We start from the raw sequence: 24,001 nt of genomic DNA on the forward strand, positions 1-24,001 counted from the left end.
GCGCTACTCGGTTCTCCCCGACGCCGCCGCGATCCGGGCGGCGAGCGGCGAGCCCAGGAGCGCTTCGAGCGAGACCAGCCTGCCCTCGGCATCCGTCATGGGCACTCGCCAGTTCGGATACTCGTCGGCGGTGCCCGGCTGATTCACGCCGCGGCGGTCACCCGCGAGATCGGACACACCCACACCGAACAGCTGGGCAGCCGAACCCGAGAGGTACTCGTGCAGCGCCACGACGATGTCCTCGTTGCTCGGCTCCTCCCCCACCAGGCCAGCTCGCCGGAGTCGGTCGACGACCTTCGAGATCGTCTCGGTCTCCTCGGCCCGCGCCTCCTCGACCGAACCTTCGAGCAGCCCGAGGCGCTCTCGAACGTCGAGGTGCTCGAGCGCGAGGAACCCAGCCGTCGGCGGGAGGTCGTGCGTCGTCACCGTCGCGAGACAGGCGCGCCGGTAGTCCTCAGGGGCCAGCGGGACCCCATCGTCCGACCATTCGAACCACAGGACGGAGGCACCGAGCATGCCGCGCTCGGCCAGCGCATCCCTGGCCTCCGGCGGAACCGTGCCGAGGTCCTCGCCGATCACCACGGCGCCCGCTCGCTGCGCCTCGAGCGCGAGGATGCCCAGCATGGCCTCTGCGTCGGTGCGCACGAAGCAGCCATCCTTCGCGGTGTTGCCCTCCGGGATCCACCACAGGCGGAAGAAGCCCAGGATGTGGTCGATGCGCACAGCGCCAGCGTTGCGGAAGACGGCGCGCAGCATGTCCCGGTACGGCGCGTAGCCGAGCTCGGCCAGCATGTCGGGGCGCCACGGCGGCTGCGACCAGTTCTGCCCGAACTGGTTGTACTGGTCGGCCGGCACGCCGACCGTCACGCCCCGGGCCATCGCAGCCCCGAACGACCACGCATCAGCTCCACCGGCGTGCACACCGACGGGCAGATCGTGCACGATGCCGATCGACATGCCGGCCGACCTCGCATCGGACTGCACCTGCCTCGCCTGCGCTTCCAGGAGACACTGCAGCCAGACGTAGAACTCGGCGTCCTCGGCGTGAGCGGCCGCGAAGTCGAGCACGTCAGCACCGTTCGCCGTTGCCAGCTCACTCGGCCAGTTGCGAGCATCTCGCCCATGCACGCGCGAGATGGCGCAGAAGACACCGAACCGCTCGAGCGGCTCCCCGGCCTCCTTGCGGAACTCCGTGAAGTCGTCGTCGATCACATTCGCCGACTGCCAGACGTCGAAGAGCGCACGGAGCGCTGGTTCCTTCAGCGCCCAGGCGGCGTCACGATCGATGCTGTCGACGCCGTTGCCCAGGATCGCCTCGCCCGCAAGGCGCGAGAGCAGCTCCACCGTGTCGGCCGGCACCTCGGTGCGCTGCGCGACGAAGGCGGCCGCCCAGTCGACGGTGAGGATCAGGGGGTCGCCGAACTGCCGTGAGGTCGGCAGGTACGGAGACGGCTCCATGGGAGACACCGGAGGGTTCGCGTTGAGGGGGTTGACGAGCACGAAGTCCGCGTCACGCTGCGCACCCCAGGCCGTCAACGTGGCGAGGTCCCGGAGATCGCCGATCCCCCAGGACGTGGTCGAGCGAAGCTGGTAGAGCTGGGTGAACAGCCCCCACGAGCGCTCGTCTGGCCAGGGCGTCCTCGTCGGCACGACGATCAGCGTGCCAGCAGGCGCATGCTCCGAGAGGTCGTCCCCGACCTTCGCGACGACCTCGTGCCAGCCCGTCGGCAGGTCCGCGGGCAGCGCGAACGTCGCGCGACCGATCAGCGCACCGTCGAGGTCCTTCGGATCGACCCAGTTCTCGACCTGCTGCAGGCTGCGAGTCGACCCGTCTTCGAGGAGCACGTCGACCTGGACGGCGCTCCCGTGAGGAACGTGGACGAAGATCGTGGCGTCGCTGCCCTCCCGCACCGTCGTGCAGGACGGCACCACTCGACGCCACGGCCGGTTCTCGAACTCGCGGGCCGAGGCGGCGACGTCCTCGTCGGTGGATGCCGGGAGACCGAGGGCGCCGAGGACCGCCGCGAGCGTCTCGGGCGCGACCTGCTCCTTCTCGCCCCGCCAGCCCCAGTACTCGACCTCGAGACCCGCGTCCGTCGCGAGATCGCGGATCGCGGTCAGATTGGTGATGCTCACGAGTATTCGACCTCAGTTTCGGTGACGGTGATGGTGCGAGGGGTGAGCGGCCGGTCCGCCGGTCCGGCAACCGGCTCCCCGGTCCTCGTGTCGTAGTGGCTCGAATGGCAGGGGCAGATGATGTGCTCCGCGGTCACCGTGGCGACCGGGCACCCCTGGTGCGTGCAGATCGAGCTGAAGCCGAAGTACTCACCCGCGGCGGGCTGGGTGATGACCGTCTCGGTGTCCGCGATGACGACCCCGCCTCCGACCGGGACGTCGCCGACGGGCACGGCGCCGCTCACCGTCGACGTGGCATCCGCATCCTGTCGACCGGCGTCGTCGCCTCCGCACGCGGCAAGCAGCGCCGCCGTCGCGATTCCGCCGCCGACAGCCGCGCTTCCCCGTATGACCCCGCGTCGTGAAGGATCTCGTCGTTCGCTCACACGTCAAGGCTAGTCGGCGCGTGGCTGAGCGGGCCGCGGCGCGCGCGAGCCACTCCCCGCGTCGACTACTCTTCGAGTTCCCGCCCCATGAGCTCCGGCAGGGTGAATGCGGCACCGGCGGCGAGCAGGAACGCGGCGGCGAACACGCCGAAGACGAGCACGCTGCCACCACCCGCGAGCATGACGGGCACCAGCAGCGGCGCGATGATCGACGCGATGCGGCCGAAGCCCGCGGCCGCCCCGGTTCCCGACGCGCGCAGCCTCGTCGGATAGAGCTCGGGGCCGATCGCGTAGAGCGCTCCCCACGCGCCGAGGTTGAAGAAGGACAGGCACATGCCCGCGGCGAGGATCGCGCCCTCGGTCGTCGCGAAGCCGAACCAGAACGCGGCACACGCGGAACCGAGCAGGAAGATGGCGAGCGTCGCACGCCGGCCGATGCGCTCGATGAGGAAGGCCGCGACGAAGTAGCCGGGCAGCTGCGCCAGCGTGATGATGAGCGTGAACTCGAACGACTTCACGAGGGTGAAACCCTGGCCGACGAGGAGGCTCGGAATCCAGATGAACGCGCCGTAGTAGCTGAGGTTGATGCAGAACCATACGGCCCACAGGGCGGCCGTCCGTCGGCGCAGCGACGGCGCCCAGAGGTCGCGCCATCGTGCCCGCTGGGAGTCCGGTGACACGGATGCTCGCGCTGCGGAGTGTCCGCGGTCAGACGCGTCGATACCCGCCGCTGGGGGCGCATCGACGCGAGCCGACTCCTCGAACTGCCGGACCGCTCGCTCGGCCTCCGCGTACCTGCCCTTGCTCTCCAGGAAGCGGACGGATTCGGGGAGCCCGAACCGCACGACCACCGCGTAGACGGCAGGCAGGAGGCCCGTCAGGAGGGCCCAGCGCCATCCATCCGCCGACAGCGGGATGATGAAGGCCCCGATGAGGGCGGCGCCGATCCAGCCGACAGCCCAGAACGCCTCGAGCAGCACGACGACCCGTCCGCGGATGCGCTTCGGCGCGTACTCGCTCACGAGCGTCGAGGCGACGGGAAGCTCGGCGCCGAGCCCCAGACCGACGATGAAGCGCAGCACCATGAGCGCGCCCACCGACGCCGCGAGCGCGGAGGCACCCGTGGCGAGACCGTAGATGAGGAGGGTCGCCGCGAACACCTGACGCCGCCCGAGCTTGTCGGCGAGCAGTCCGCCGACGCTCGCGCCGATCGCCATGCCGACGAAGCCGATCGAGGCGATGAACGACAGCGTCGTCGCGTCGAGGCTCCACTGCACCGCGAGCGCGGCCATGACGAACGAGATGAGGCTCACGTCCATGGCGTCGAGCGCCCAGCCGATGCCGGACCCGAACAGGAGCTTGCGGTGCCTGCCGGTGAACGGGAGGCGATCGAGGCGCTGATTGCGCGTGGGCGCCGCCTGCTCTGTCGCTGCGGCGTGGCGGTCAGCCGGGGTGCGCTCGGTCATGTGCGTATCCAAGGGTGCGGGGTGGAGGGGACGACTAACCGTGCCAGACAGGAAACGGCTCCACCAGCCCCGCTGCCGCATTGCGCAACGGAGGCCCGCGGAGCAGCGCTCTCTGCGAGTCAGGCCTCAGGGGACGCCATGTAGAAGACCTCCCACAGGTGGCCGTCGAGGTCGTCGAACGCTGAGCCGTACATCCCGAACTCGTTCGCCTCAGCCGGACGGTGGATTCTGCCCCCACCAGCCTCCGCCTTGGCCGTGATCTCGTCGACTTCCTCGGTGCTGCCGAGGAGGAGCGCGGTCGTGCTCTCGTGTCGGTTTCCGCCCACGATGGTCTCCGCGCCCTCCGGCAGGAAGCCCTGGAACCGCTCGGTCTGCAGCAGCATGATCGCGACCTGGTCGTTGACGACGACGCAGCTGGTGCTGTCGTCGGAGAACATCGGGTTGATGGTGAAGCCAAGTCCGACGTAGAAGTCGGTTGCCGCCTTGACGTCGGCGACGGGCAGGTTCGGGAAGACCATGGATACGCCCATGATGGGCTCCTTTGCACTCGAGACATGTGACGACGGATTACGCGTCGTAGCCCGATCATAGGAGTCCGAGCAGTCCACCGGAAGCGCGTCACGTGGCGTCGCGGGTCGTCCCGATCACGAGCGGGGTTTTGTCGGGGTCCTGCAGGAGTCCCTGCGCTCGAGCACGGTGTCGTGCGAGCGTCTCCGGCTCCATGTTCTGGAGGAGCGCGATCGTCATCTGGGTGCGCGGGTTGCGGGCGAAGACCGCCCGGTGGTGGGCGACGAAGTCCCAGTACAGGGCATCCCAGGCTTCAGTCCACGCCCCCGAAGGAAGGTCGGACATCTTCCGCAGGTAGTTGCTGCCGGAGACGTAGGGCTTGGTGGTCACCGTCTCGCCGGCCGCGAACTGGCTCATGGCGTAGACGTTCGGCACCATGACCCAGTCGTAGGCGTCCACGAACTGCTCCATGAACCACCGGTAGACGTCGTCCGGGTGGATGCGGAGCAGTGACATCGCGTTGCCGAGCACCATGAGGCGTTCGATGTGGTGGGCGTACCCGGTCGCGAGGACGCGACGGATGACGAGGTCGACGGGGTCCAGTCCGGTGCTGGCGGTCCACCATCCGCGCCCCAGGCGATTCGTGTGTCCGAGGACGTTCGATGTCCGGAGTTCCCGGCCACGGAGCCGGTAGGTGGCCCGCATGTACTCCCTCCACCCGATCACCTGACGCACGAAGCCCTCGAGGGAGGCGAGGGGTGTGTCCGCGCGGGCGCTCGAGAGCGTCATCTGCAGCACCTCGCGCGGGTCGAGCAGACCGATGTTGAGTGCTGGCGTGAGCAGGCTGTGGTTGAGGAAGGGATGCTCCGCGGAGATCGCGTCCTCGTACGGGCCGAAGTCGTCGAGGCGCGTGCGGACGAATTCTCGGAGGTGCTCGCGCGCCTCGTCCGCGGTCGTCGGCCAGGCGAACGTCGTCGGGTCGCCCGGGGCGTGGGGGAACTCCTCGCGAACCCAGGCGACGGCGAGTTCGACCTGTTCCTTCCCTTCGTCGCGGCCATCTGATGGCGGGGTGGGAGACATGAGTGCGTCCAGGTCGAAGGCGCCCTGGGGATGCACGCTCGGGTGTCCGCGGAAGCGCGAGACCGTCGGCGGCACGTATCCCCTCGGCACGCGCTTGCGGTTGTCCGCATCGAACGACCAGCGGCCGCCGCATGGGCCGTCGCCGTCGAGGAGGATGCCGAGTCTGCGACGCTGCCAGATGTAGAACTCGTGCATGCGTGATTCGTTGTGCGCGAACCAGGAGTCCAGCTGCGCCCGGTCGGTGAGGAAGTTCGGCGTCTCGAGTTCGTCGTCCGCAGCCGCGGCGTAGCCCCCTGCTGCCAGTGCCCGGGTCAGGTCGCGTTCAAGCCAGTCGTCGACGACGTCGAACCACGTCACCCGGGTCGGCGAGTGTCGGCGGACGAGCGCGGCCACCTGCTGGCCGGAGGGAGCAGCCGCGTCGCTCTCCAGGTACTCGACGACGTGCCCTGCAACGCGGAGACGCTGCGCGAACCGGGACATGGATGCTCGGTGCAGGACCAGCTTGTGCGAGTGGAAGGCGTATTGGCGGAAGAGGAGATCGTGTTCGATGAGCACGAACACGGTTCCGGTCGGCTCGGCGAAGTGCGCCTCGAACAGCTGGTGGGGCAGGACGAGCCGCAGCTCCCGCCCTGCCGCTCTCGGTTCAGCCAAGGAGCTCGACGGTGGCGTCTGCGGCCCGGTTTCCGGCGACCAGCGCACCTTGGATGGACCCTGTCTCGCGGTGGTCGCCCGTCACGATGAGCCGCTCTCCGACTCTCTCCGGCCCGCGGTCGACGAGGGGCGGTGGCTGGGCGGGGAGGGTGTGCGGGATGACGTGGTGCGCGAGCACCTCCCAGCCGTCGGTGGGCGTGCCGTATAGACGGGCGAGGTCGCGTCTGACGTCCGCTTCGCTCGCGAGTCCGTCCAGGCGGTCGAGGAGGGTGGTCGCCTGCACGAGGTGCTGTCCGGCCGGGGCGTAGGAAGGGGCCACCTCCGAGATGACGGCGGTGTTCCAGATCGGCCCGGCCGGCCCGCCGCCTATGTTCGAGGCATCCAGAAGGAGGAACGGCCCGGTTCGCGGCGTCCCCGTGGCCCGGAACCACCATGTTGTCAGGCCGTGCGTCTTCGGAGCCGTCTGGCCGGTCAGCGCAGGGAGGTCGTTCGGGGCGACCGCGACGATCGCGGCTCGGGCGAGGATCGTCCCGCGGTCGGTGACGACCCGCACGCCACCCCCGGTCTCGGTCACCTCCCGCGCGGCGGTGCCGAGCCGGACGGGTTCGTGCAGCGAGGCGGCGATCTGGGCAGGCAGTGCGCGCATCCCGTCGGCGGGGAGCCCTGGCGCGCCGAGCGCGAAGTAGCGGACGAGCTGCTTGACGTGGTTCGCCGAGCTGCCTCCGCTGCTGTCGGCCAGGACTCCGGCGAGGAACGTGTCGAGCAGGTCGAGTCGGAGCCGCCCGGTGAGGCCCGCATCGTCGAATGAGGCGCTGAGCGTCGTATCCGGCCCAGCAGCCTGCGGGTCTGGGTGTGCAAGCGTCGGGCCGAGCCAGCGTGCGAGGGCCAGGACGTCGGAGACCGGCACGTGCCCGCTGAGCAGCGTCTGCAACGCGAACCGCGGATGGCGGAGCGGGTGCGCGAGCGTCGACGTCCGCTCCCCCGAACGGACGATGGCCCCGACCCCGAAGCGCTTGAGGTCGAGCGCAGCGAGGTCCGCGGAGGCGCGCAACGCCGGGTAAGCGGGGTTGAGGACCTGGAAGCCGCGGTCGCAGAGGAAGCCGTCGATGGCGTCCGTGCCGACTCTGCCGCCGACCTCGTCCTCCGACTCGAGGACAACGACGCTGCGCCCGCGCTCCTCGAGGCTCCGCGCGGCCCTGAGGCCGGCGAGCCCTGCTCCGATGACGACGACGTCCGTGTCCATATGGCTCCGTTCGATGGGCTTCGCTCGACTGGTCCGTCAGTCTGCGGGAGCAACCCGGGCCGTCCCTGAGCGCGGGCTCGTGAACGCTGGTGGGCGCGGTCCTCGGCAGGCCGGCGTGCTGGTGGCGCAGAATGGCCCGCATGCACGGCATTCATGAGATGGAGGAGTCCGACTCCCCGGCCACGCACGCGAAGCGACTGGCCTCGCTCCGCGCGGACGCCGTCGACCGCGTCACCAGTACGTCCGCGGCACTGCGGGCGCTTGTCCAGGACCGCTCCTCGCTCAACGACGACGACGAGCACGACCCCGACGGCGCTCCGCTGTCGGCCGAGTGGTCCCGCCTTGCCGGGCAGGTGGACGCGGCGCAGTCGGAACTCAGGCAGATCGAGGCAGCGCTTCTGCGCCTCGAAGAGGGCCGCTACGGCGTCTGCTCGACGTGCGGCCAGCGCATCCCGAACATCAGGCTGCGGGTTCGTCCCTTCGCGGAGCACTGCGTCTCCTGCGCAGAGCAGCGGCGAGGCCGCGGCCGTCAGTAGGCGGATCGCCGCTCTCTCCACCACAGCCTGCACGGCTGCGTGGAACCTCGCCGAACGCCGAGGCAAGGCGGCAGCGTCTCCGGCTCACCCCCGCACGCGTCGTACGCGTTGAGGAAGATCTCGCAGTCGCAGTACGCGCCCAGTCGGTCGAGGCGCTCGAGGAGTGCGGTCGCTCGCGGGGCCGTGCGTTCCTGGTACCACTGCGAGAAGCGGTGAGCGCCGTCGCAGCCGAACTCGTCGAGCTGCACGGCGACGTAGCACAGCAGGCATTCGCGCGGCCCGGGTTCGAGCAGGTCGTTCGCCATCGTCTGGACGAGGGTCTCGGCTTCTTGGTCGATTGGCTGATCTGTCATGACCTGATCTTGGACCGGACCACCGACAATCTCTGTCGCAGTGCGCACGTCCACAGCGCCGCCGCGATTCAGCTCTCGCGAGACGAGAGCACGCAGAACTCGTTGCCCTCCGGGTCGCGCAGGACAACCCAGTTGACGTCGTCGCCCTGCCCGACGTCGGCGCGGGTGGCGCCCCTCGCGATCAAGGCGTCGACATGGGCGACCTGGCTCTCGTGCAGCGGAGCCGCGAGGTCGATGTGGAGCCTGTTCTTCACGGCCTTGTCGTCGCCGACCGGGACGAAGACCAGTCCGGGGCCGACCCGCTCGAAGGGCACACCAGGGTTGTCCTCATCGAGCCACTTCGGGATGATGACCGCCTCGTCGCCGTCCTCGAAGGAGACCTGCCAGTCGAGCGTCTCCGCCCACCAGGCCGCAAGAGCGCGGTGATCTCTCGAATCGATGACGGTCGAATACCAGCGAAGTCCCATGTGCGCCTCCTCAGACGCGCCCATCCTCGGCGACCGAGCTGGGGATTCGCGCCACCCGGCCCGAGACGACCTCGAATTCGCGAGCTCGAGGAGACCGAGCAGGTTCGGAGAAGCATCCCCGCGCCAGGGGTCGTACCGTAGTCGTGATTCACCTGCTCACGACTGAACGAAGGAAGCTGCCATGGCGGAGAAGACGACCGGACTCTCGAAGGACGAGCGCGAGGCGGTCAAGCAGCGTGCCGCGGAGCTGCGCGCCGAGCAGAAGGCGGGCAAGAACCGGGCCGCGGGCGACGCGGCTATCCAGAAGGCGATCGCGGAGATGACCGACGAGGACAAGGCGCTCGCCGAGGGCGTCGACCGCATCGTGAAGGACGTCGCCCCGCAGCTCATGCCGAAGACCTGGTACGGCTTCCCCGCCTACACCGACGCAGACGGCAAGGTCGTCGTGTTCTTCAAGGCGGCATCGAAGTTCACGACTCGGTACGCAACGCTCGGCTTCGAGGAGGCCGCGAAGCTCGATGACGGCGACCTCTGGGTGACGTCGTTCGCGCTCATAACGCTGACGCCGGAGACTGAGAAGACCATCGCCGATTACGTGCGCAGGGCCGCGGGCGCGTAAGTGCGACGGAGTCGGACTCGGGCCAGGCAGGGGCTTCCCGCCTGGCCCGCTCTCTCAGCCGTGTGCGGCTCTGCGGTACCGGATGTGCGTGGCGAGCGGTGAGTGCAGCACCTCGACCGGTTCGTACCCGAACGTCTCGACGCCGTCGAACATCCGCTCGCCGCCACCGAGCAGCACGGGCGCGATGTCGAGGGCGAGCTCGTCGATGACGCCGGCCTGCAGTGCCTGTCGGACCGTGGAGGCGCCACCGGCGATGTCGACGCCGTTGCCGTCCGCGACGGACAGGGCCCGGGCGAAGGCGGCGTCGAACCCGTCGGTCACGAAGTGGAAGGTCGTCCCGCCTTCCATCTCGATTGGCTCGCGGGCGTGATGCGTGAGCACGAACACCGGCGCATGGTACGGGGGCTCATCGCCCCACCATCCTCGCCACTCTCCGTCCCATTCGCCGCGAATCGGGCCGAACATGTTCCGGCCCATGACGTAGGCGCCTCGGGGCCGCATGAGCCAGCTGGCTGCGACCTCGTCGGCGTCGGTCGCGCGCGGATCCCCCATGTGCCACGTGTGGAGGCCGTGCCCTCCCCGGCCGAGGGGATGCTCGCGGCTCTGCTCGGGGCCGGCGACGAAGCCGTCCAGGGAGATGGACATGTGGCACGTGGTGTCGGACATTCGGGGCCCTCCGTTGGACGCGAGATCAGATCGTGACCGCGACCCTACTCCCGATTCAGCCCGGGCATCACTCCCCGCCACCCGCCGCCGTGATCAGGGTGTGCAACGTGCTGCTGAGCAGTTCACCGTGCCGTTCGTCGAGCGTCTGGCCGGCCCGAAGGAGGCCGATGACATAGAGCCCGCTGATGGCTTCCGCCCGCACTCGCTCGTCGCGCACGTGCACGAGGGAGCGCACCGCGTCGCTCGTGACGTTCATGACGAGCCGCGGTCGCGCAGGCGACGCCTCAGGCTCGCTGAGCAACCCCGCCCAAGGGTCTGCCTCAGCACCGTCATCCGCCAGCTGACTCAAGTGGTCATCGCCGGCGGCCACGAACAGGGAAGGCGTGGATGCAGGCGCGAACGCCCGCAGATCGAGGTCCACGCCGAGCCGTTCGAGGACTGCACGGGCGTGCACCTCGAACCCGCGGGCCTCCGCGCCACCCTCGCGCGGTTCCGGGAGGGAGTCGAGGAACGCGTGCGGGTCGAAGGCGCGCACGCGCGCCGTATGCCCGCGGCGCTCACGCACCTTGCGGAGGATCTCGCTGCCGTAGACATAGGAGCCGTTGACGAGCAGCGATCGCTTCGCGCGCAGGAGCGGGGCGAACGCGGTGAAGTCGGTCATCGACGTCGTGTACCGCACATCGTCCGAGAGGCGCAGGATCTGCGCGAGCGTCATCGTGCCTTCGCTGGTCTCCCAGGGCACGTGGCCGATCACGAGGTCGAGCATGTCGTCATCGCCCGCCGCCATGGCGAGGATGCCCTTCGCGTGGACGTCCATGAATCGGTCGAAGCCGACCGGGTCGCTCAGCGCGAAGTGCTCGATCCCCTGCCTGAGCTGCGTCCCGATCTGCGCTTTCACGTCGCCGATCGCCGGCGAGTCCTGCAGGGATTCTCGGGAGGCGGTCAGGGCGAGGTCGCCGCCCTCGACGGCGAGTCGCACGAAGTAGGCCCAGTTCGGAGCCAGCTGCACGTTGTCGTCGGCGACGAACATGCCGTGAGAGTAGACGGTGTCGCCGTGTCGGTTCCCGACCCGCCCCGGGCTGTCCGAGATGAAGGCCACCCCGACCACACCGGCCGTGGGCACGTCGATGGGAAGCACGGCGAGGGGCGCGAATCCGAGCTCGCGATGACACCAGGCCGTCGCCTCGAGGCCGGAGCCTCTCCATGGCGGCGTCCGGGTGCTGACGATCTCGGACTGCGCGTGCGCACCGGTCCGCAGCGTGATGGGCAGCTCGAGCAAGCTCGCGAAACGCTCAGCGAGCAGTTGCACCCGCACCGGTTCGACCCACTCCCGGTCGTCGGCGCGCGCCTGCACTCGCACCTCGGTGCCGGCGTCCGGGAGAGGCGTCTGGGCGCTGGTGATCGTGAATGTGCCATCAGAGTTCCCGACCCAGCTCAGCGTCGGCGCGTCGGCCGAACGGGCGCTGCGCGACCGCACCTCGATGCGATCGGCGATGAGGAAGCACGACAGCAGCCCGATGCCGAACTGGCCCAGGTACTGACGACGCACTCGCGTGAAGTCGCTCCGCTTGCTCGAGGCGCCGATGGTCGCGAGCACCGACCGCATCTCCTCCTCGGTCAGCCCGATGCCGGAGTCGCGGACCAGCACGGCCCCGCCGTCTTCGATCTCGATCGCGATCTCCCGAGGGGCGGACGGATCGGATTCGCTTCTGGCCACCACCGCGTCCCTGGCGTTCTGGATCAGCTCGCGGAGGTACACGCGCGGGCTGGAGTACAGGTGGTGGGACAGGATGTCGACGATGCCGCGCAGGTCGACACGGAAGCTCTCCCCGCTCATGCGGACACCCCGAAGGAGGTGTCGCCCGGGAACCATCGGTCCCGCACCCAGGTGCTCCACCCGTCATCCCCGTTCCGGGCGTCCAGACCGCGGGTGAGGTCCGCGACCCGCGAACGGAGTCTCGGGCCCCGCGGGTCGTCAGGGGATGTGGCGAGCAGCGCGCTGCCGCAGGCGGCGAGGACCATGAGTTCGCTTGGCGACTCGTCGACCTCATCGAGCAGCGCATCGATGATCCGTCCGAAGTCGGCACCGGGTGCGGCTATCCCCTCGAGCAGCACCCATCCGGGTAACGGCCCGAACTGTGTGACATCCCCGTCGACGCTCTCCAGGAGCCGAACAAGCTCGGCTGAGGCCGCCCTGTCTCCGGAACGGGCATCCAGCCAGCACAGCCACGCAGTCGCGGCTCGAATCTGCTCGGCATCCCCGATCGCGCGGACGCGTTTGGCCGTCGCCGCCGCGAAGGCGGGCTCGACCAGGGCCGTCAGCCGAACGACTTCGAGGTCGACCGTGACTCGGTCGAGCAGGTTCTCCTCTGCCGCCAGCTCGTGCTGCACCTGCTCGACGGCCGCGCGCAGGGCCGAGCCATCGTCGCGGTGGGCGGCGATCTCCGCGCGCGCGAGCGAGAGGTGCGCGAGCGGGCCAGCGGTGACCTCCCGCAGGCGAGTCTCGGTCTGGATGAGCTCCTCGATCTCCGACCACGCGACGTCGGGCGATGCGACTGCCTGCTCGACGGTCACCGCGAAGAACCGCTCGCCGATAGCCTGGAAGGCGTCCTCGATGGCGTCGTGCGCGCGCAGGAGCTCCGTCTGCGAACTGCGGAAGTCGCGAACGAGCGTGGCGATCCTGCCCTGCTGACCTGCCCTGAGACCGTGGAGCAACGGTACGCAGTAGCGGGTCGACGCGCACTTGAGCTGCTCAGAGCGCGCCGCGAGGGAGGCCGCGAGGGCGTCGGCTTCTTGGGGCGTCTCGGCGGAGAGCAGCTCCATCGTGTCGCCGAGGTGCGCGACGTAGCGGTGCTTGATGGAGATGGGCGGGTCCTCGGAGCTCACCGACGCCGTGCGAGGCAGCCAGCCCGCGGCGAGAATCGCCTCGGCTCGTTCTTCCACATCGCCCCAGACCTCCGGGTCATCGACGACGGTGGGCCGTGGATGGGTGGGGAGCCCCGCCCACCAGAATGTCTCGAGTTCGCGAGAGTGCACGTCGGTGCCGCCACGCCGGTCCAAGGCGGCGGCGGACTGCTCGGCCAGCGCCCTCAGCAGCTTGCCCTCCTCCCCGATCGGGTCGGCGAGGATGCGGCTGCGCGCGACGGCGGCTGTCGCCTCCCAGTCACTCCCATCGAGGTGCAGGTTGCGGAGGGTGTGGTCGACGGAAGCGAGCGCTGCATCCGGCCGCTCTTCCAGGACGGGGATGAGGAACTCGGCGACACCGTCTCGAGCGAGCCGGGCGGATCCGACCCCGGCGAGCAACTGCTCGGCGATGAGGTTCGCGTCCGCTCGCCGACCCGCGCGAACGTAGAAGAAGGCGAGCATGATGAGCAGCGGCAAGGCGTTCACCGCCTCGGAACGCGCCTCGTCGAACGCGCGAGGGTCGATCTCGAGCATCCGCAACCGCTGCTCGAGCGTCTCCGTCGCGCGCGGCAGATCGAAGCGGGCCACCAGAGGCAGCTCCATCTGGATGACGCCGGAGTCATCCGGACGCCATTCGACGCTGTTCTCGGATCGCCAGCGCTGAATCCAGTCGAGCGTCGCCTCGGCCTCGCCCCTGGCGGCAGAGACCGTGGCTCGCGCCACGTAGACGCCGACGATGTCGGCACCCCGCTGCCGGATCTGCTGCTCGACGAGATCGATGGCACGGGTGATCTGCTCGAGCGGCACGACCGGGTCGTCGACGAGCGTCATGCTCGCCGTCGCGATGGAGTTGAGCATGCGGTTCACGTTCTCGGGTGCGATGAGGTCGCCGTGGCGGTGGATGACCTGCATGAGTCGCACGTAGGCGTCGAGCGCTCGGACTCCCAACCCCGCCTTGACGAGGGTCGTGTACTGGCCGAGACGCGCGCTCGCGATGAGGTGGGGGAACTCAGCTCGTTCGCAGTCCTCGATGAACTCATCCCAGACCTCGAGCTTGCCTTCGTCCTCTGGCAGGTCCCAGATAGCGGAGCTGCGCTCGAAGAGACTCTGGATGCGTTCCTGCTGCTCGTCGTCGAGCGTGCCTATCTCTGAATACGCGATCATCGTGGGCCTCCTTTGGGGACGTGTCCTCGCGACGACCCTACCCAGGCCATGCTGAAGGTGCCCGTCGCCGTCGACCGAGTGCTCCTGGATGACGAGGCCCTCGCGTGCTGCTCACGGAAGGACGGCTCAGTCGGCACCGTCGACCTGCACGCAGCGCCGCGCGAGCGCCCTGCGTGCGCGGGGCCCGAGGAAACCGCCGATGTCGTCCACTCGCCGGAGGTTCGGGAACGGCGCGAGGTCGTGGTCGGTGATCGTTGCGATGTCGAAGCTGCTGTCCTCCCCATCCCACTGCGGAATCAGCTGCGCGTAGATTTCATTGCCTCCGTCGAGGACGAGCTCCTCGACCTTCCCTGCTACGCGCGTAGGGATCGGATACCTGCGCAGCCAGGCGCGCACGGAAGGGATCATGGTGTCGTAGTAGGCGTCCGGATCGAAGTTCTTCGCTCCTTGATCCTGAGCGAAGTCGTACACGTTGAAGCGCGGACCGAGCACCCGCTGAACGAACATGAGCTCGTTGAGGATCGCGAGACGGAACGGGAACGACTTCAGCGAGAGTGTCGGCTCCTCGAGCACCGGAAGCTTCCATATCCCGGACGGCTTCTTCACCGGCGGCACGGGCCTGTACGAGGCGATGATCTCCGTGACCGGAGCGTGCGCTGACCGGACCACGTCCGCCAGCTCCTCGGTCTGCTGTCTGGCGAAGCGCTCTCGGGCCTCCATCGCGTGGAGCTCTCGCAGCTCGGTGGTGTTCAGGAGCAGGACGAACTCCCAATCCCCGACCCTGAACCGAAGCATCAGGTACGCCTTCCGGAGCTCCGCATCCGGGGCTGCTGCGATCGGCGGCTGCCCCTCGATGGTGAACGCACCCGTGTAGGCACCAGACGGGCGGTAGAGACTCGCCGATTCGTCGCGCTTCGCCTCTCTGCGCGCATCGGTTGCCAGGGTCACGGAGACGCCCGTCGCCACTTCGCCGTCCTTCGTGGACGCGCGCACGCCGACGTCGTCCCAGACGACCCAGGTGGTGCTCCCGTTCGGTGGAAGGGTGCGCGGTGAACCCAGCGCGTCCGTCAGGGCTCGGACGCTCTGCGCGTCGACCGGCACGCCGTCGATGCGCAACCCGTCCCGTGAGACATCGATGCTCGGCATGTTCACGTCTCTGCTCATGACCACCACTTCCTCGAGGCTCAACCGACGCCACCAGTATGCGAGGCGCCACGCGTGTGCGCGAGCAGCGTTCGGTGCCGGTTCGGCGACCGGTACCGGCGGTGCTGGAGGGCACCATCGACAAGCATCCGGGTACGGTTGCTGCTGTCAGTGCGCTGCCCCTGCCCTGGCAGACCGGATTGGCGGACCCCGAGTGTCGAAGCGCAGAAGCAGATCGAAGGCGCCGGAGCGGGACTCGCGGTGCTTCGTGCAGGTGAGGAGCCAGCCGAGCCTCGGCGTCGAGACGTCGACCGGAACCACCTGGGTCGGCGTCGACCAGCAGGTCGGGCACGGCTCCGCGGATGCGCTCTTCGAGCTCACCACCGAGCAGTACGTCGGGGAGCTGGTCTGGGACTCGGTCAGGCCGGGCTTCGTCGGCGAGTGCTGGTCGGGGAAGCACGACGACCTCAGGCTCTTCGACCCTCGCGGCGGGTCCTGGTATCCGGAGCAGTGGGTTCCTGCGAGGACCCGGATGTTCCCTCCCCGCGTCGACGGGGAGATCTGGCACCACGTGGACGCCCTGGGTGAGGCGCCGGATTCGGAACGCGCGACGGTCTCGCGGGCGCTCGCGGGCGGGACGGAGGACGTGACCGTGGATGCCGGGCGCGTCGCAGGCATCCGCTTCACGCTGAGCGGGGACCCCGCCTATCCGCGACCGGCTGGCCTCATCGCCGGGCTCGGTGCCGGGGCGAGTCGAGCTCAGGTGTCGGCGGTGCTTGGCGCTTCCATCGAGGCGGACTCGGACGTGCACGGCCTCGAGGGTGATCTCGTGCGCGTCCGCTACGACGCTGAGGGTCTTGCCGAGGTCCTCCTCGAGCGTCCCGAGCCGCGTCCGCTGCCGGACGGGCCGTTGAAGCCTGTCTTCGGGATGCTCGGCGAGCCGGAGGGTGGCTTCGCGTGGACGCTCGGGAGCGAGCTGCTCGGGGAGGTCCGTCGGCGCTGGGCCGTGTCGTCGGGGTTCCCGAGGCGCCTCCTCGAGTTCGACAGCGGCGCGGAGGTGCAGGTCGAAGACGCCCGCGTGCTGAGCGTTCGACTCCGTCCCTCCCCTGAGTCGGACGCTCCACCGCCGGTCGGTGTGACGGCGCTCGCGCGTGGTCCGCGCTACCCGCGGACACGGGAGGAGGCACGCCACACGCTTGGTGCACCGCTGTCGACGACCGGCCGGATGGAGCTCCGACGGTTCGGCGCCTGCGATCTGATGACGGAGTACAGCTCGGCCGAAGCCGACGCGGCGGTGACCGAGCTGACGGCGCTCCCCGTCGGGGCGAGCGTGTCGCACCGCATCCACCGGTGGCGTTCCGGCGAGTTCACGATGTTCCTCGACGCCCTCGGCCTCCCGGAAGAGCATCCGCTGGTGCTGGCGGTCGGCCGGCTCGACGGGGTCGACCTCTCGTTCCGCGATGGCTGTCTCGAGCGTGTCGAGATCGGCGGCGCAGGCTCCCAGGCCGAGCGCTTCGCCGCGTTCGTCGACGGGACTCCCGCCAGCCCGACGCGGAAGGAGCTTCCGTTCGGAGTGCCGACGTACATCGGCGAGCAGGACGATCTGCGCGACTTCGAGCAAGGCTGGATCCACGTGCACGCGCGCGACGGCGTGCACATCACAACCATCGCGGTGAGCCTGGAGCCGCCCGAAGACGTCGACGTCCACCTCTGGCTGCCGCACCGCGACCGCTGAGGCAAGCGGCCGTCGGTCGCTGCGCATCTCACCTCCTGCGATCGGGATGCGGCAGCTGCTCCACTGTCCACCGGTCCTCCTGGTCGAGCCAGGCCTGCGTCCGTGCATCATGGTGCTCGTTCATGGCGACGAGCGTATGCGCTCAGACGGACGCCCCGACCGGCCTGTGGATAAGTCGCTTGCGTCGCGAAGAAGGCCGCGATACTGCTCCGCATGGGAATTCGCTACTACGGCTGGCCGCTCCGCACGCAGGCTGATTTCGAGCGGGCCGTCGACGACCCGTGTGCAACGAGCTACGCTCTCGATCGGCGTGAGGCCGCCATCGATGACGAGAACTGCGTCGGTCTCGACAAGGGGTTCAGAGTCCTTCTGGACTACTTCCTGCGGGACTGGATGCCGGGGCCGTCCGCCGACAGCCTGCTCGAAGTCGCCGGACCGCCGGGGTCCTCCGCGCTCGCGACGATGGCCACCCCCGATCGCTGTCATTGCATCGACGAGCGTCAGATCAACGTCCTCCCACGAGCCGGGGCGCTGCTCCTGCTCGGAGACGTCCTCTACTCCGACGGGTACGCGAGCTGGAAGCCGTACTACGGCATCGTGCCGGCGGAGTATGTGCGCCTCGCGGCCGACGACTACGCGCGTGTCGACCTCGCCGAGCTCGAGAAGGCTTGCGGGGAGGCGGACGGTCTGTACTGCAGTGGCCTCTTCGAGCCATTCCGGGAGGCGATCCAACGGTTCACCAACGAGGGCGCCGGCTTCTTCTACTCGATCCGCTAGCGACGACTGGTCGTCACCGACGAGGTGTCGGAGCGTCATTCAGGTGGCAGCGAATCCCAGACCTCTCGCCATTTGGCCGCGAGCGTGTCGATCGTCTCATGCGCGTTCAGCCCGCTCGGCTGAGGAACGACCCAGAGGTCGACGCCTTCAGGCCAACCGTCGATCGCGAGCACATCCTGCCGTCCGAGCACCGCCCTGGGCAGCGCGTATGCGGTTCGGAAGGCGGTGATACCCGCAACGGCCACCGCGTCCGGACGCATCTCCCGCACACGTTCGACGAGTCGCCGCCCGCCGGTCTGCAACTCTGAGCGCGAGAGCTCGTCAGCTCGCACCGTGGCTCGACCGACCAGGTTCGTGATCGCGATGCCGCGGCGCAGCAGGGACTGCTCGTCGTCGGCTGGGAGTCCGCGCGAGGCGTCGACGACGTGGTCCGTGAATCCGGCTCGGTGCAACGAGGGCCAGAATCGGTTGCCCGGCCGAGCGAACGGGGCGTTGACCGCCGCCGTCCACAGCCCCGGGTTGACGCCCACGATGAGGAGACGGACTGTTGCGAGATCGACGGGGAGAATGTCGTCCACGGCATCGGCGTCGCTGCCCTGGAACGCGGCAAGCTCGGAAGTCAGAGGCTTCCGACCACCAAGCGGCGACTCCCGACGCTCCCTGGCAGGGACGGGCGCGAACACGGGCGAGTCACTCACTGCAGGTCCTTCCCATCGACGGTCCGAGGCTGGTCTGCACGAGTCAGACGGTGGACGCTGCCACCGCTACACGTTGAAGCGGAACTCCACGACGTCGCCGTCCTGCATGACGTAGTCCTTGCCCTCCATGCGGGCCTTGCCCTTGGCACGAGCCTCGGCGGTGGAGCCGGTCTCGACGAGGTCATCGAACGAGATGACCTCGGCCTTGATGAAGCCGCGCTCGAAATCGGTGTGGATGACGCCCGCAGCGGCAGGCGCCTTCCAGCCCTTGCGGATCGTCCACGCGCGCGACTCCTTGGGGCCGGCGGTGAGGTACGTCTGCAGGCCGAGCGTGTCGAAGCCGATGCGCGCGAGCTGGCTGAGGCCCGACTCGTCCTGGCCGAGCGACGCGAGCAGCTCAGCCGCTTCTTCGGGGTCCAGGTCGATGAGCTCCGACTCGGTCTGCGCGTCGAGGAAGATCGCCTTCGCGGGTGCGACGAGCGCGGCCAGCTCGGCCAGCTTCTCCTCGCTGCTCAGCGCGGCCTCGTCGATGTTGAAGACGAAGATCATGGGCTTGGCCGTCAGCAGGCCGAGCTCCTTGACGGGCTCGAGATCGATCTTCGTCGCCGAGAGCAGCGTGCCCTCGTCGAGCGCAGCCTTGGCCTCATTCGCCGCCTCGAGCACGGACGAGTCAAGACGCTTCTGCTTGACCTCCTTCTCGAAGCGCGGCAGCGCCTTCTCGATGGTCTGCAGATCGGCGAGGATCAGCTCGGTGTTGATCGTCTCCATGTCGCTGGCCGGCTCGACCTTGCCGTCGACATGCACCACGTCGCCGTCTTCGAAGCCGCGCACGACCTGCACGATCGCATCCGCTTCACGGATGTTCGCGAGGAACTGGTTGCCGAGGCCCTCCCCCTCGCTCGCACCGCGCACGATGCCGGCGATGTCGACGAACGACACCGCTGCGGGGAGGATGCGCTCCGAGCCGAAGATCTCGGCCAGCACCTTCAGGCGGGCGTCGGGCAGCTCGACGACCCCCACGTTCGGCTCGATCGTCGCGAACGGGTAGTTCGCCGCGAGAACCTGGTTCTTCGTGAGTGCGTTGAAAAGGGTCGATTTGCCGACGTTGGGCAGGCCGACGATGCCAAGAGTAAGAGCCACGAGGGTCTATCGTACGGGGCCGAGCGTCATTCGGCACTCCAGACCGACGCGAGCGCGTCCCAGTGCGCTCGCGTCATGAGCGAGCGCGGCGTGACGGCGACACTCGTCACCCCGTAGCTCGCGGAAGCGCGAACCCCTGCCCCGAAATCAGCCGGATCGAGCAACACGTCCCCGTCGTCGGTCCACAGCCCCACTGACATCGTCACCATCGTCGGATCGATACCCGCGTCACGGAACGCGCGCGTCAGGGTGGTCGAGTCATCGCCAGACGCACCGCTCATGCCGAAGTAGTTCCAGACGATGAGCCGATCGACGGCCCCCGCGAGCACCGAGAGGTCGTGGCCGCTCTCGGCGCGTCCGGAGACCGGGTCTTCCCACGACGTGCGCACATCCAGCGCCAGCTCACTGCCGGCCGCGTTCGCCGCCACACGTGCACGGGATGCGAGCTGGGCGATCACCTGCGACCGCCACGCGCCGATCGACGGATGCCCGGTATCGATCGCACCGTCTGCGTCTCGTGGCCAGTCGGCTGCGCCGAACATCGACATGTACAGTTCGCGGTCGTCATCGCCGAATGTGGACCCATCGAACATGATCTCCGTGAGCGTGACCTCGTCAGCGTCGTAGGTCCTGGCGACGTACCCGACCATCTCGACGAGCCGGTCCCCCACCGGTCCGTCCGCGAGCGCAGACGCGGACGAGAAGGATTCCGACCGCTGGCCAGATGCGTCGACCCCTGCGAGCTCGGGGTCAGCGGCGATGAGCTCGGGGATCAGGGCGTCGATCGTCAGCACGATCCGTCGAGGTGTCCCGTCCGGCTGGGTGCCGACCTCATCGATCGCACGCTGCACGTAGTCGGTTCCGGTCTCTTCGACAAGAGACGAGTTGCGATCCGCATGCTTCGCCCACGGGAAGGCCGACCACTCGACACGCCCCACTGCGAGGTGCACGGCATTCGCGTTCACAGATTCGAGGTCGGCTCGGACCGCAGACCAATCCGTGTCGGCGTTGGCGACGTCCTCGAAGCCGAGGCTCACCGCCCGCACCTCCGGGTCGACGATCTGCGAGTCGTCGGCACATGCGGTGAGGCCCAAGAGCGAGACCACGGTCAGGACGCAGAGAGCGGCGCGGCGACGCGCTCCGTGCTGGTGCGGGACACGACCCCGGTTCGTTCGAGCTTGTTCCATCGTTGTGGGGCCTTTCGGAGTTCCAGGGAGAGCGCCCGCACGAACACCACGCTCATGAGCGAGGAGTAGACGGGCCACAGCACCAGGGTCCACGCGAACCGCAGATCACCCCAGGCGCGGTTGAGCGCGACAGCGACGAGCAGGAAGAGGACCGCGACCGGGAGTCCGAGCCAAAGCACGAGCTGCCACGCATCCGAGGCAACGGCCGAACTGTCGCCGAGCATGACGGCAAGAATGAGCAGGGGCACGATCAGCAGCTGGGCGATCGGCACGACGATCGACGTGGCGACCAGATAGATCAAGGAAAGGCCGAAGATCCCGAAGCGGGGATTCCCGATCATGTCAGCGTGCTTCCCGCAGGTCTGCAGCAGGCCTCGACCCCACCGCACTCGCTGGCGCCACAGTCCCCTGATCGTCGACGGGCTCTCGGCGAAGACGACCGCTCTCGGTGCGAACGCAACTCGGAACCCGGCGCGGTAGATGCGCCAGGTGAGCTCGAGATCCTCCCCAAGTGTGTCCTCGGCGAGCAGCCCACTGCGTTCGAGCACGTCGCGACGGAACGCGCCGATGTTGCCGGAGACGATCGGGAGGCACCGCATCACGTGCAGGGCACGGCGCACGAGGCCCGTGCCCACGTGGCTGATCACGGCGAGGAACCGCGTCTGGACTCGATCGAGGTTGACGGGCCGATCGTCCCCGCAGACAGCCCCGACCGACGGATCCGCGAAGGCTTCGATCATGCTTGCGATGGCGTCCTCACCGAATACTCCGTCGGCATCGCTCAACAGCAGGACTTCGCCCTGCGCAGCCTTGATGCCGACGTTCAGCGCAGACCCCTTGCCGCCGTTGGCTTTGGTCAGCGCGGTGACCCCTGGATACTCGGCCGCGAGCTCCTGCATCCGCGCGAACGTCGAATCCGTGGATCCGTCGTCGACCAGGATGATCTCGAACGCTGGATAGTTCGAACGCGCCAGCGACCGAACGCAGTTCTCGAGCACATTCGCCTCGTTGAACGCGGGCACGACAACGCTCACGAACGGTGCGCTCGCCCCGAAGATCGTCGTTTCGGAATGACGCGGTCGATGGCGACGACGGCGACTCGCCGAGACCTCGTAGGCCACCGCGAGCGGCAGGTAGACCAGCTTCAGCGCCCCGAGCACGAGGATGAGCGTGCCGAGGATCAGGAGCGGCCAGAAGAGCCACGGGGTCATGCAGGGTCCAGTTGCTCCACCAAGGACGCCCAGTCGGCGAGCACCGAGGCGAGCAGCTCGGGAGCGTGCTCTGAATTGGCCCCGAAGCGCGCGTTGACCTCGAGCACGACGGGCACGCCATGCTCATCGCGCCGGATGTCCAGGTCGACGGGCCCCACGAGTCCGAGCCTCGTGACGGCCGACTCTGCCAGCCACGCGACATCGACGGCCTCGTGCGCGGCAAGCCGCGTCGTCTCGACGGCGTTCCCGATGCGGCCCTCCTTCATGACGGTCTTCTCCAGCACCACGACGCTGGTTTCTCCGGTCCGAGGTGAGCGGTAGACCTGGGGCGCGTATTCGATGCCGGGCGCGAAGGCCTGGATGAGGCTTCGGGCGTCCACACCACCCCAGTCGTTGCGGGCGTCTTCGATGAGGCGAACGCCTCTGCCTCCGCGGGACACGCGTGGTTTCACGATGACCGGGCCATTGAACGCATCGAGCGCACTCTGCGCGGTCGCGTGCTCGGCACCACCCGTGAACTTCGGCACGGCGACGCCGGCCGCGTCAAGGGCCCACATGGTGAAGAGCTTGTCCTCGCAGAGCGTAGTCGCAGCGGGCGGCGAGACGACGACCGCTGGCTCCCGCTCACCTTCTCCGAGCAGGTGCGCGATTCCAGCGATCCGAACGAGCTCTTCTGACACCGTCGGAATGACGACGTCGGCTTGCGTCTGCACGACAAGCTCTCGAAGCGCCGGAGCGTAGTCCGGCGAGTCCGCGCGCGGTACCTGCACCGTCATCGAGAAGTTCTCGTCCGACAGAGCGGTGATGTCGGTACCGATCGCGAAGATCTCGAGACCGTTGGCGCGCAGAGAAGCGAGCTGCCGTCCGAGCGCCTTCCCCGCGGGACCTCCGGCCCCGGTGACCAAGACTGTCCTCATCATGAGAAGCGTCCTCCTGTGTTCTGCAGATATCGCACGAGCTCGAACCCTTCCGCGTGATCGCACTTGGCCTGCGCCCCTCGGAAGGCCGCTATCCCGCGCACCCGATTCGAGGTCATGTACGGCTTCCCTGCCTGGTCGCGGTGCGTCTGCACCGCCTTGACTTTGACGTCGATGAACGCGTCGATGTCGACGAACATCGATGGGTTGAACTGCCGCGTGACCGAGGGAGACTCGAAGCAGAGGATGGACGACGCCTGCCTCCCCGCTCGAACGACTGCACGGTGCACCGCCTGGTGGTCCTGGTGGTGGTCGTGCTCCGAGTGCGTGAGGATGACCGTCGGCGCGAAGGATGCGATCGCGCTCTCGATCGCGCGGATCATGCTGCCGTTCGCGTCGGCCAGCTGCGTGTCCGGGAAGTCGTGCACCGTGACATCGTCGACACCGAGCATCGCCGCCCCGGCGTGCGCCTCGAGGATGCGCGCCGACGGATCGCCGCCCCGCTGACCACGACTCATCACGAGGACCTTGACCTGGTGTCCGCCATCGACGTACGACGCGACAGTGCCGCCGCACGCGAGCTCCAGGTCATCCGGATGCGCCCCGACCACGAGGACGCGCTTCGGCTGCACGACCGACGGCCTCCTGGCGTGCACGGCCTCGATGAAGACGACGAGCAGCCCCGCGAGCAGGCACAGCGCCACTGTTCCCAGCACCTCCAGCTGCGTCGGCGCGTGATCGTCACCCTGAGCGTGGAAGATCAGGAAGAAGTAGGCGAAGCCGAGCAAGCTCGCGAACAGGAGCAGCATCCAGCGCACCGGTGGCCCGACCTCCGCTGACACCAGGGCCCTGTCCATGCGCACGGCCACGTAGAGGATGAGCCCCAGACACGCTGAAGCCCCGAGGACCGCAACGATCATGGAGATTCCTTCTTCTTCCTGCACAGAGGCGAACGCCCCTGCATCTCATCGGGTTG

22 protein-coding genes are annotated in these 24,001 nt (G+C 68.6%); 4 read left to right on the forward strand and 18 right to left on the reverse strand.

Going from position 1 to position 24,001, the window contains the following annotated elements:
- Nucleotides 1-3: 3 nt before the first annotated feature.
- The 6 genes from malQ to C5B97_RS12410 all read right to left on the reverse strand — a co-directional run bounded on the left by malQ (nucleotide 4) and on the right by C5B97_RS12410 (nucleotide 7,508).
- Entirely contained in the window at nucleotides 4-2,136 is a 2,133-nt protein-coding gene (malQ, locus tag C5B97_RS12385) for a 4-alpha-glucanotransferase (RefSeq protein ID WP_104312308.1), read from the reverse strand.
- Nucleotides 2,133-2,561: a Rieske (2Fe-2S) protein gene (locus C5B97_RS12390; protein WP_104312309.1), complete on the reverse strand. Its 429-nt coding sequence runs from the start codon at nucleotides 2,559-2,561 to the stop codon at nucleotides 2,133-2,135. The genes malQ and C5B97_RS12390 overlap by 4 nt, the downstream gene beginning before the upstream one ends.
- Before the next feature lie 65 nt (nucleotides 2,562-2,626).
- The gene (locus C5B97_RS12395; RefSeq protein WP_104312310.1) at nucleotides 2,627-4,027 is read right to left on the reverse strand and encodes an MFS transporter; all 1,401 of its coding nucleotides are present in this window, start codon (nucleotides 4,025-4,027) and stop codon (nucleotides 2,627-2,629) included.
- 119 nt (nucleotides 4,028-4,146) lie between these two features.
- Complete coding sequence (locus tag C5B97_RS12400) at nucleotides 4,147-4,557, reverse strand: VOC family protein (protein WP_104312311.1); 411 nt, start codon at nucleotides 4,555-4,557, stop codon at nucleotides 4,147-4,149.
- 88 nt (nucleotides 4,558-4,645) lie between these two features.
- Nucleotides 4,646-6,265 carry a cryptochrome/photolyase family protein gene (locus C5B97_RS12405; RefSeq protein ID WP_104312312.1) on the reverse strand — a complete coding sequence of 540 codons (1,620 nt, stop codon included), beginning with the start codon at nucleotides 6,263-6,265 and terminating at the stop codon, nucleotides 4,646-4,648.
- Complete coding sequence (locus C5B97_RS12410) at nucleotides 6,258-7,508, reverse strand: NAD(P)/FAD-dependent oxidoreductase (RefSeq protein ID WP_104312313.1); 1,251 nt, start codon at nucleotides 7,506-7,508, stop codon at nucleotides 6,258-6,260. Before C5B97_RS12410 ends, C5B97_RS12405 begins: the two co-directional genes overlap by 8 nt.
- A gap of 140 nt (nucleotides 7,509-7,648) precedes the next feature.
- Between C5B97_RS12410 and C5B97_RS12415 the strand changes: the two genes are divergently transcribed.
- A complete protein-coding gene (locus C5B97_RS12415; protein ID WP_257023093.1) occupies nucleotides 7,649-8,044 on the forward strand; it encodes a TraR/DksA C4-type zinc finger protein in 396 nt (131 codons plus the stop codon).
- Here the strand turns inward: C5B97_RS12415 and C5B97_RS12420 are convergent.
- A complete protein-coding gene (locus C5B97_RS12420) occupies nucleotides 8,038-8,397 on the reverse strand; it encodes a DUF2695 domain-containing protein (RefSeq protein ID WP_146080812.1) in 360 nt (119 codons plus the stop codon). The two genes, C5B97_RS12415 and C5B97_RS12420, sit on opposite strands and share 7 nt — an antisense overlap.
- Nucleotides 8,398-8,465: 68 nt before the next feature.
- Nucleotides 8,466-8,864: a VOC family protein gene (locus C5B97_RS12425; RefSeq protein WP_104312315.1), complete on the reverse strand. Its 399-nt coding sequence runs from the start codon at nucleotides 8,862-8,864 to the stop codon at nucleotides 8,466-8,468.
- Nucleotides 8,865-9,045: 181 nt separating this feature from the next.
- Between C5B97_RS12425 and C5B97_RS12430 the strand changes: the two genes are divergently transcribed.
- Nucleotides 9,046-9,483 (forward strand): hypothetical protein, encoded by a 438-nt coding sequence (locus C5B97_RS12430; protein WP_104312316.1) that lies wholly within the window; start codon nucleotides 9,046-9,048, stop codon nucleotides 9,481-9,483.
- A 54-nt stretch (nucleotides 9,484-9,537) separates the two neighbouring features.
- Here the strand turns inward: C5B97_RS12430 and C5B97_RS12435 are convergent, their stop codons facing one another.
- From C5B97_RS12435 to C5B97_RS12450, 4 genes are all read right to left on the reverse strand, one after another.
- Nucleotides 9,538-10,149, reverse strand: coding sequence for a dihydrofolate reductase family protein (locus tag C5B97_RS12435; RefSeq protein ID WP_104312317.1), 612 nt, complete (start codon nucleotides 10,147-10,149; stop codon nucleotides 9,538-9,540).
- Between the two features lie 67 nt (nucleotides 10,150-10,216).
- On the reverse strand, nucleotides 10,217-11,986 hold the full coding sequence (locus C5B97_RS12440) for an HSP90 family protein (protein WP_181026995.1): 1,770 nt from the start codon (nucleotides 11,984-11,986) through the stop codon (nucleotides 10,217-10,219).
- Nucleotides 11,983-14,217 carry a hypothetical protein gene (locus C5B97_RS12445; RefSeq protein WP_104312319.1) on the reverse strand — a complete coding sequence of 745 codons (2,235 nt, stop codon included), beginning with the start codon at nucleotides 14,215-14,217 and terminating at the stop codon, nucleotides 11,983-11,985. The genes C5B97_RS12440 and C5B97_RS12445 overlap by 4 nt, the downstream gene beginning before the upstream one ends.
- Before the next feature lie 126 nt (nucleotides 14,218-14,343).
- Entirely contained in the window at nucleotides 14,344-15,381 is a 1,038-nt protein-coding gene (locus tag C5B97_RS12450; protein ID WP_104312320.1) for a hypothetical protein, read from the reverse strand.
- Nucleotides 15,382-15,574: 193 nt separating this feature from the next.
- On the opposite strand from C5B97_RS12450, the gene C5B97_RS12455 reads away from it, so the two are divergent.
- Complete coding sequence (locus C5B97_RS12455; RefSeq protein ID WP_104312321.1) at nucleotides 15,575-17,095, forward strand: hypothetical protein; 1,521 nt, start codon at nucleotides 15,575-15,577, stop codon at nucleotides 17,093-17,095.
- Nucleotides 17,096-17,308: 213 nt separating this feature from the next.
- Complete coding sequence (locus tag C5B97_RS12460; protein WP_104312322.1) at nucleotides 17,309-17,872, forward strand: hypothetical protein; 564 nt, start codon at nucleotides 17,309-17,311, stop codon at nucleotides 17,870-17,872.
- A gap of 35 nt (nucleotides 17,873-17,907) precedes the next feature.
- On the opposite strand, the gene C5B97_RS12465 is transcribed toward C5B97_RS12460, so the two are convergent.
- The 6 genes from C5B97_RS12465 to C5B97_RS12490 all read right to left on the reverse strand — a co-directional run bounded on the left by C5B97_RS12465 (nucleotide 17,908) and on the right by C5B97_RS12490 (nucleotide 23,945).
- Nucleotides 17,908-18,570 (reverse strand): mismatch-specific DNA-glycosylase, encoded by a 663-nt coding sequence (locus C5B97_RS12465; protein ID WP_258068212.1) that lies wholly within the window; start codon nucleotides 18,568-18,570, stop codon nucleotides 17,908-17,910.
- A gap of 66 nt (nucleotides 18,571-18,636) precedes the next feature.
- Nucleotides 18,637-19,710: a redox-regulated ATPase YchF gene (gene ychF / locus C5B97_RS12470; RefSeq protein WP_104312323.1), complete on the reverse strand. Its 1,074-nt coding sequence runs from the start codon at nucleotides 19,708-19,710 to the stop codon at nucleotides 18,637-18,639.
- 26 nt (nucleotides 19,711-19,736) lie between these two features.
- Nucleotides 19,737-20,816: a hypothetical protein gene (locus tag C5B97_RS12475; protein WP_104312324.1), complete on the reverse strand. Its 1,080-nt coding sequence runs from the start codon at nucleotides 20,814-20,816 to the stop codon at nucleotides 19,737-19,739.
- A 2-nt stretch (nucleotides 20,817-20,818) separates the two neighbouring features.
- Complete coding sequence (locus tag C5B97_RS12480) at nucleotides 20,819-22,108, reverse strand: glycosyltransferase family 2 protein (protein ID WP_104312325.1); 1,290 nt, start codon at nucleotides 22,106-22,108, stop codon at nucleotides 20,819-20,821.
- The gene (locus tag C5B97_RS12485) at nucleotides 22,105-23,028 is read right to left on the reverse strand and encodes an ATP-grasp domain-containing protein (protein WP_104312326.1); all 924 of its coding nucleotides are present in this window, start codon (nucleotides 23,026-23,028) and stop codon (nucleotides 22,105-22,107) included. The genes C5B97_RS12480 and C5B97_RS12485 overlap by 4 nt, the downstream gene beginning before the upstream one ends.
- Nucleotides 23,025-23,945 carry a PIG-L deacetylase family protein gene (locus C5B97_RS12490; RefSeq protein WP_104312327.1) on the reverse strand — a complete coding sequence of 307 codons (921 nt, stop codon included), beginning with the start codon at nucleotides 23,943-23,945 and terminating at the stop codon, nucleotides 23,025-23,027. Before C5B97_RS12490 ends, C5B97_RS12485 begins: the two co-directional genes overlap by 4 nt.
- Nucleotides 23,946-24,001 lie beyond the last annotated feature (56 nt).

It is taken from the genome of Pseudoclavibacter sp. RFBB5, assembly GCF_002931555.1.
In the GTDB taxonomy this organism is placed as follows: domain Bacteria; phylum Actinomycetota; class Actinomycetes; order Actinomycetales; family Microbacteriaceae; genus Pseudoclavibacter.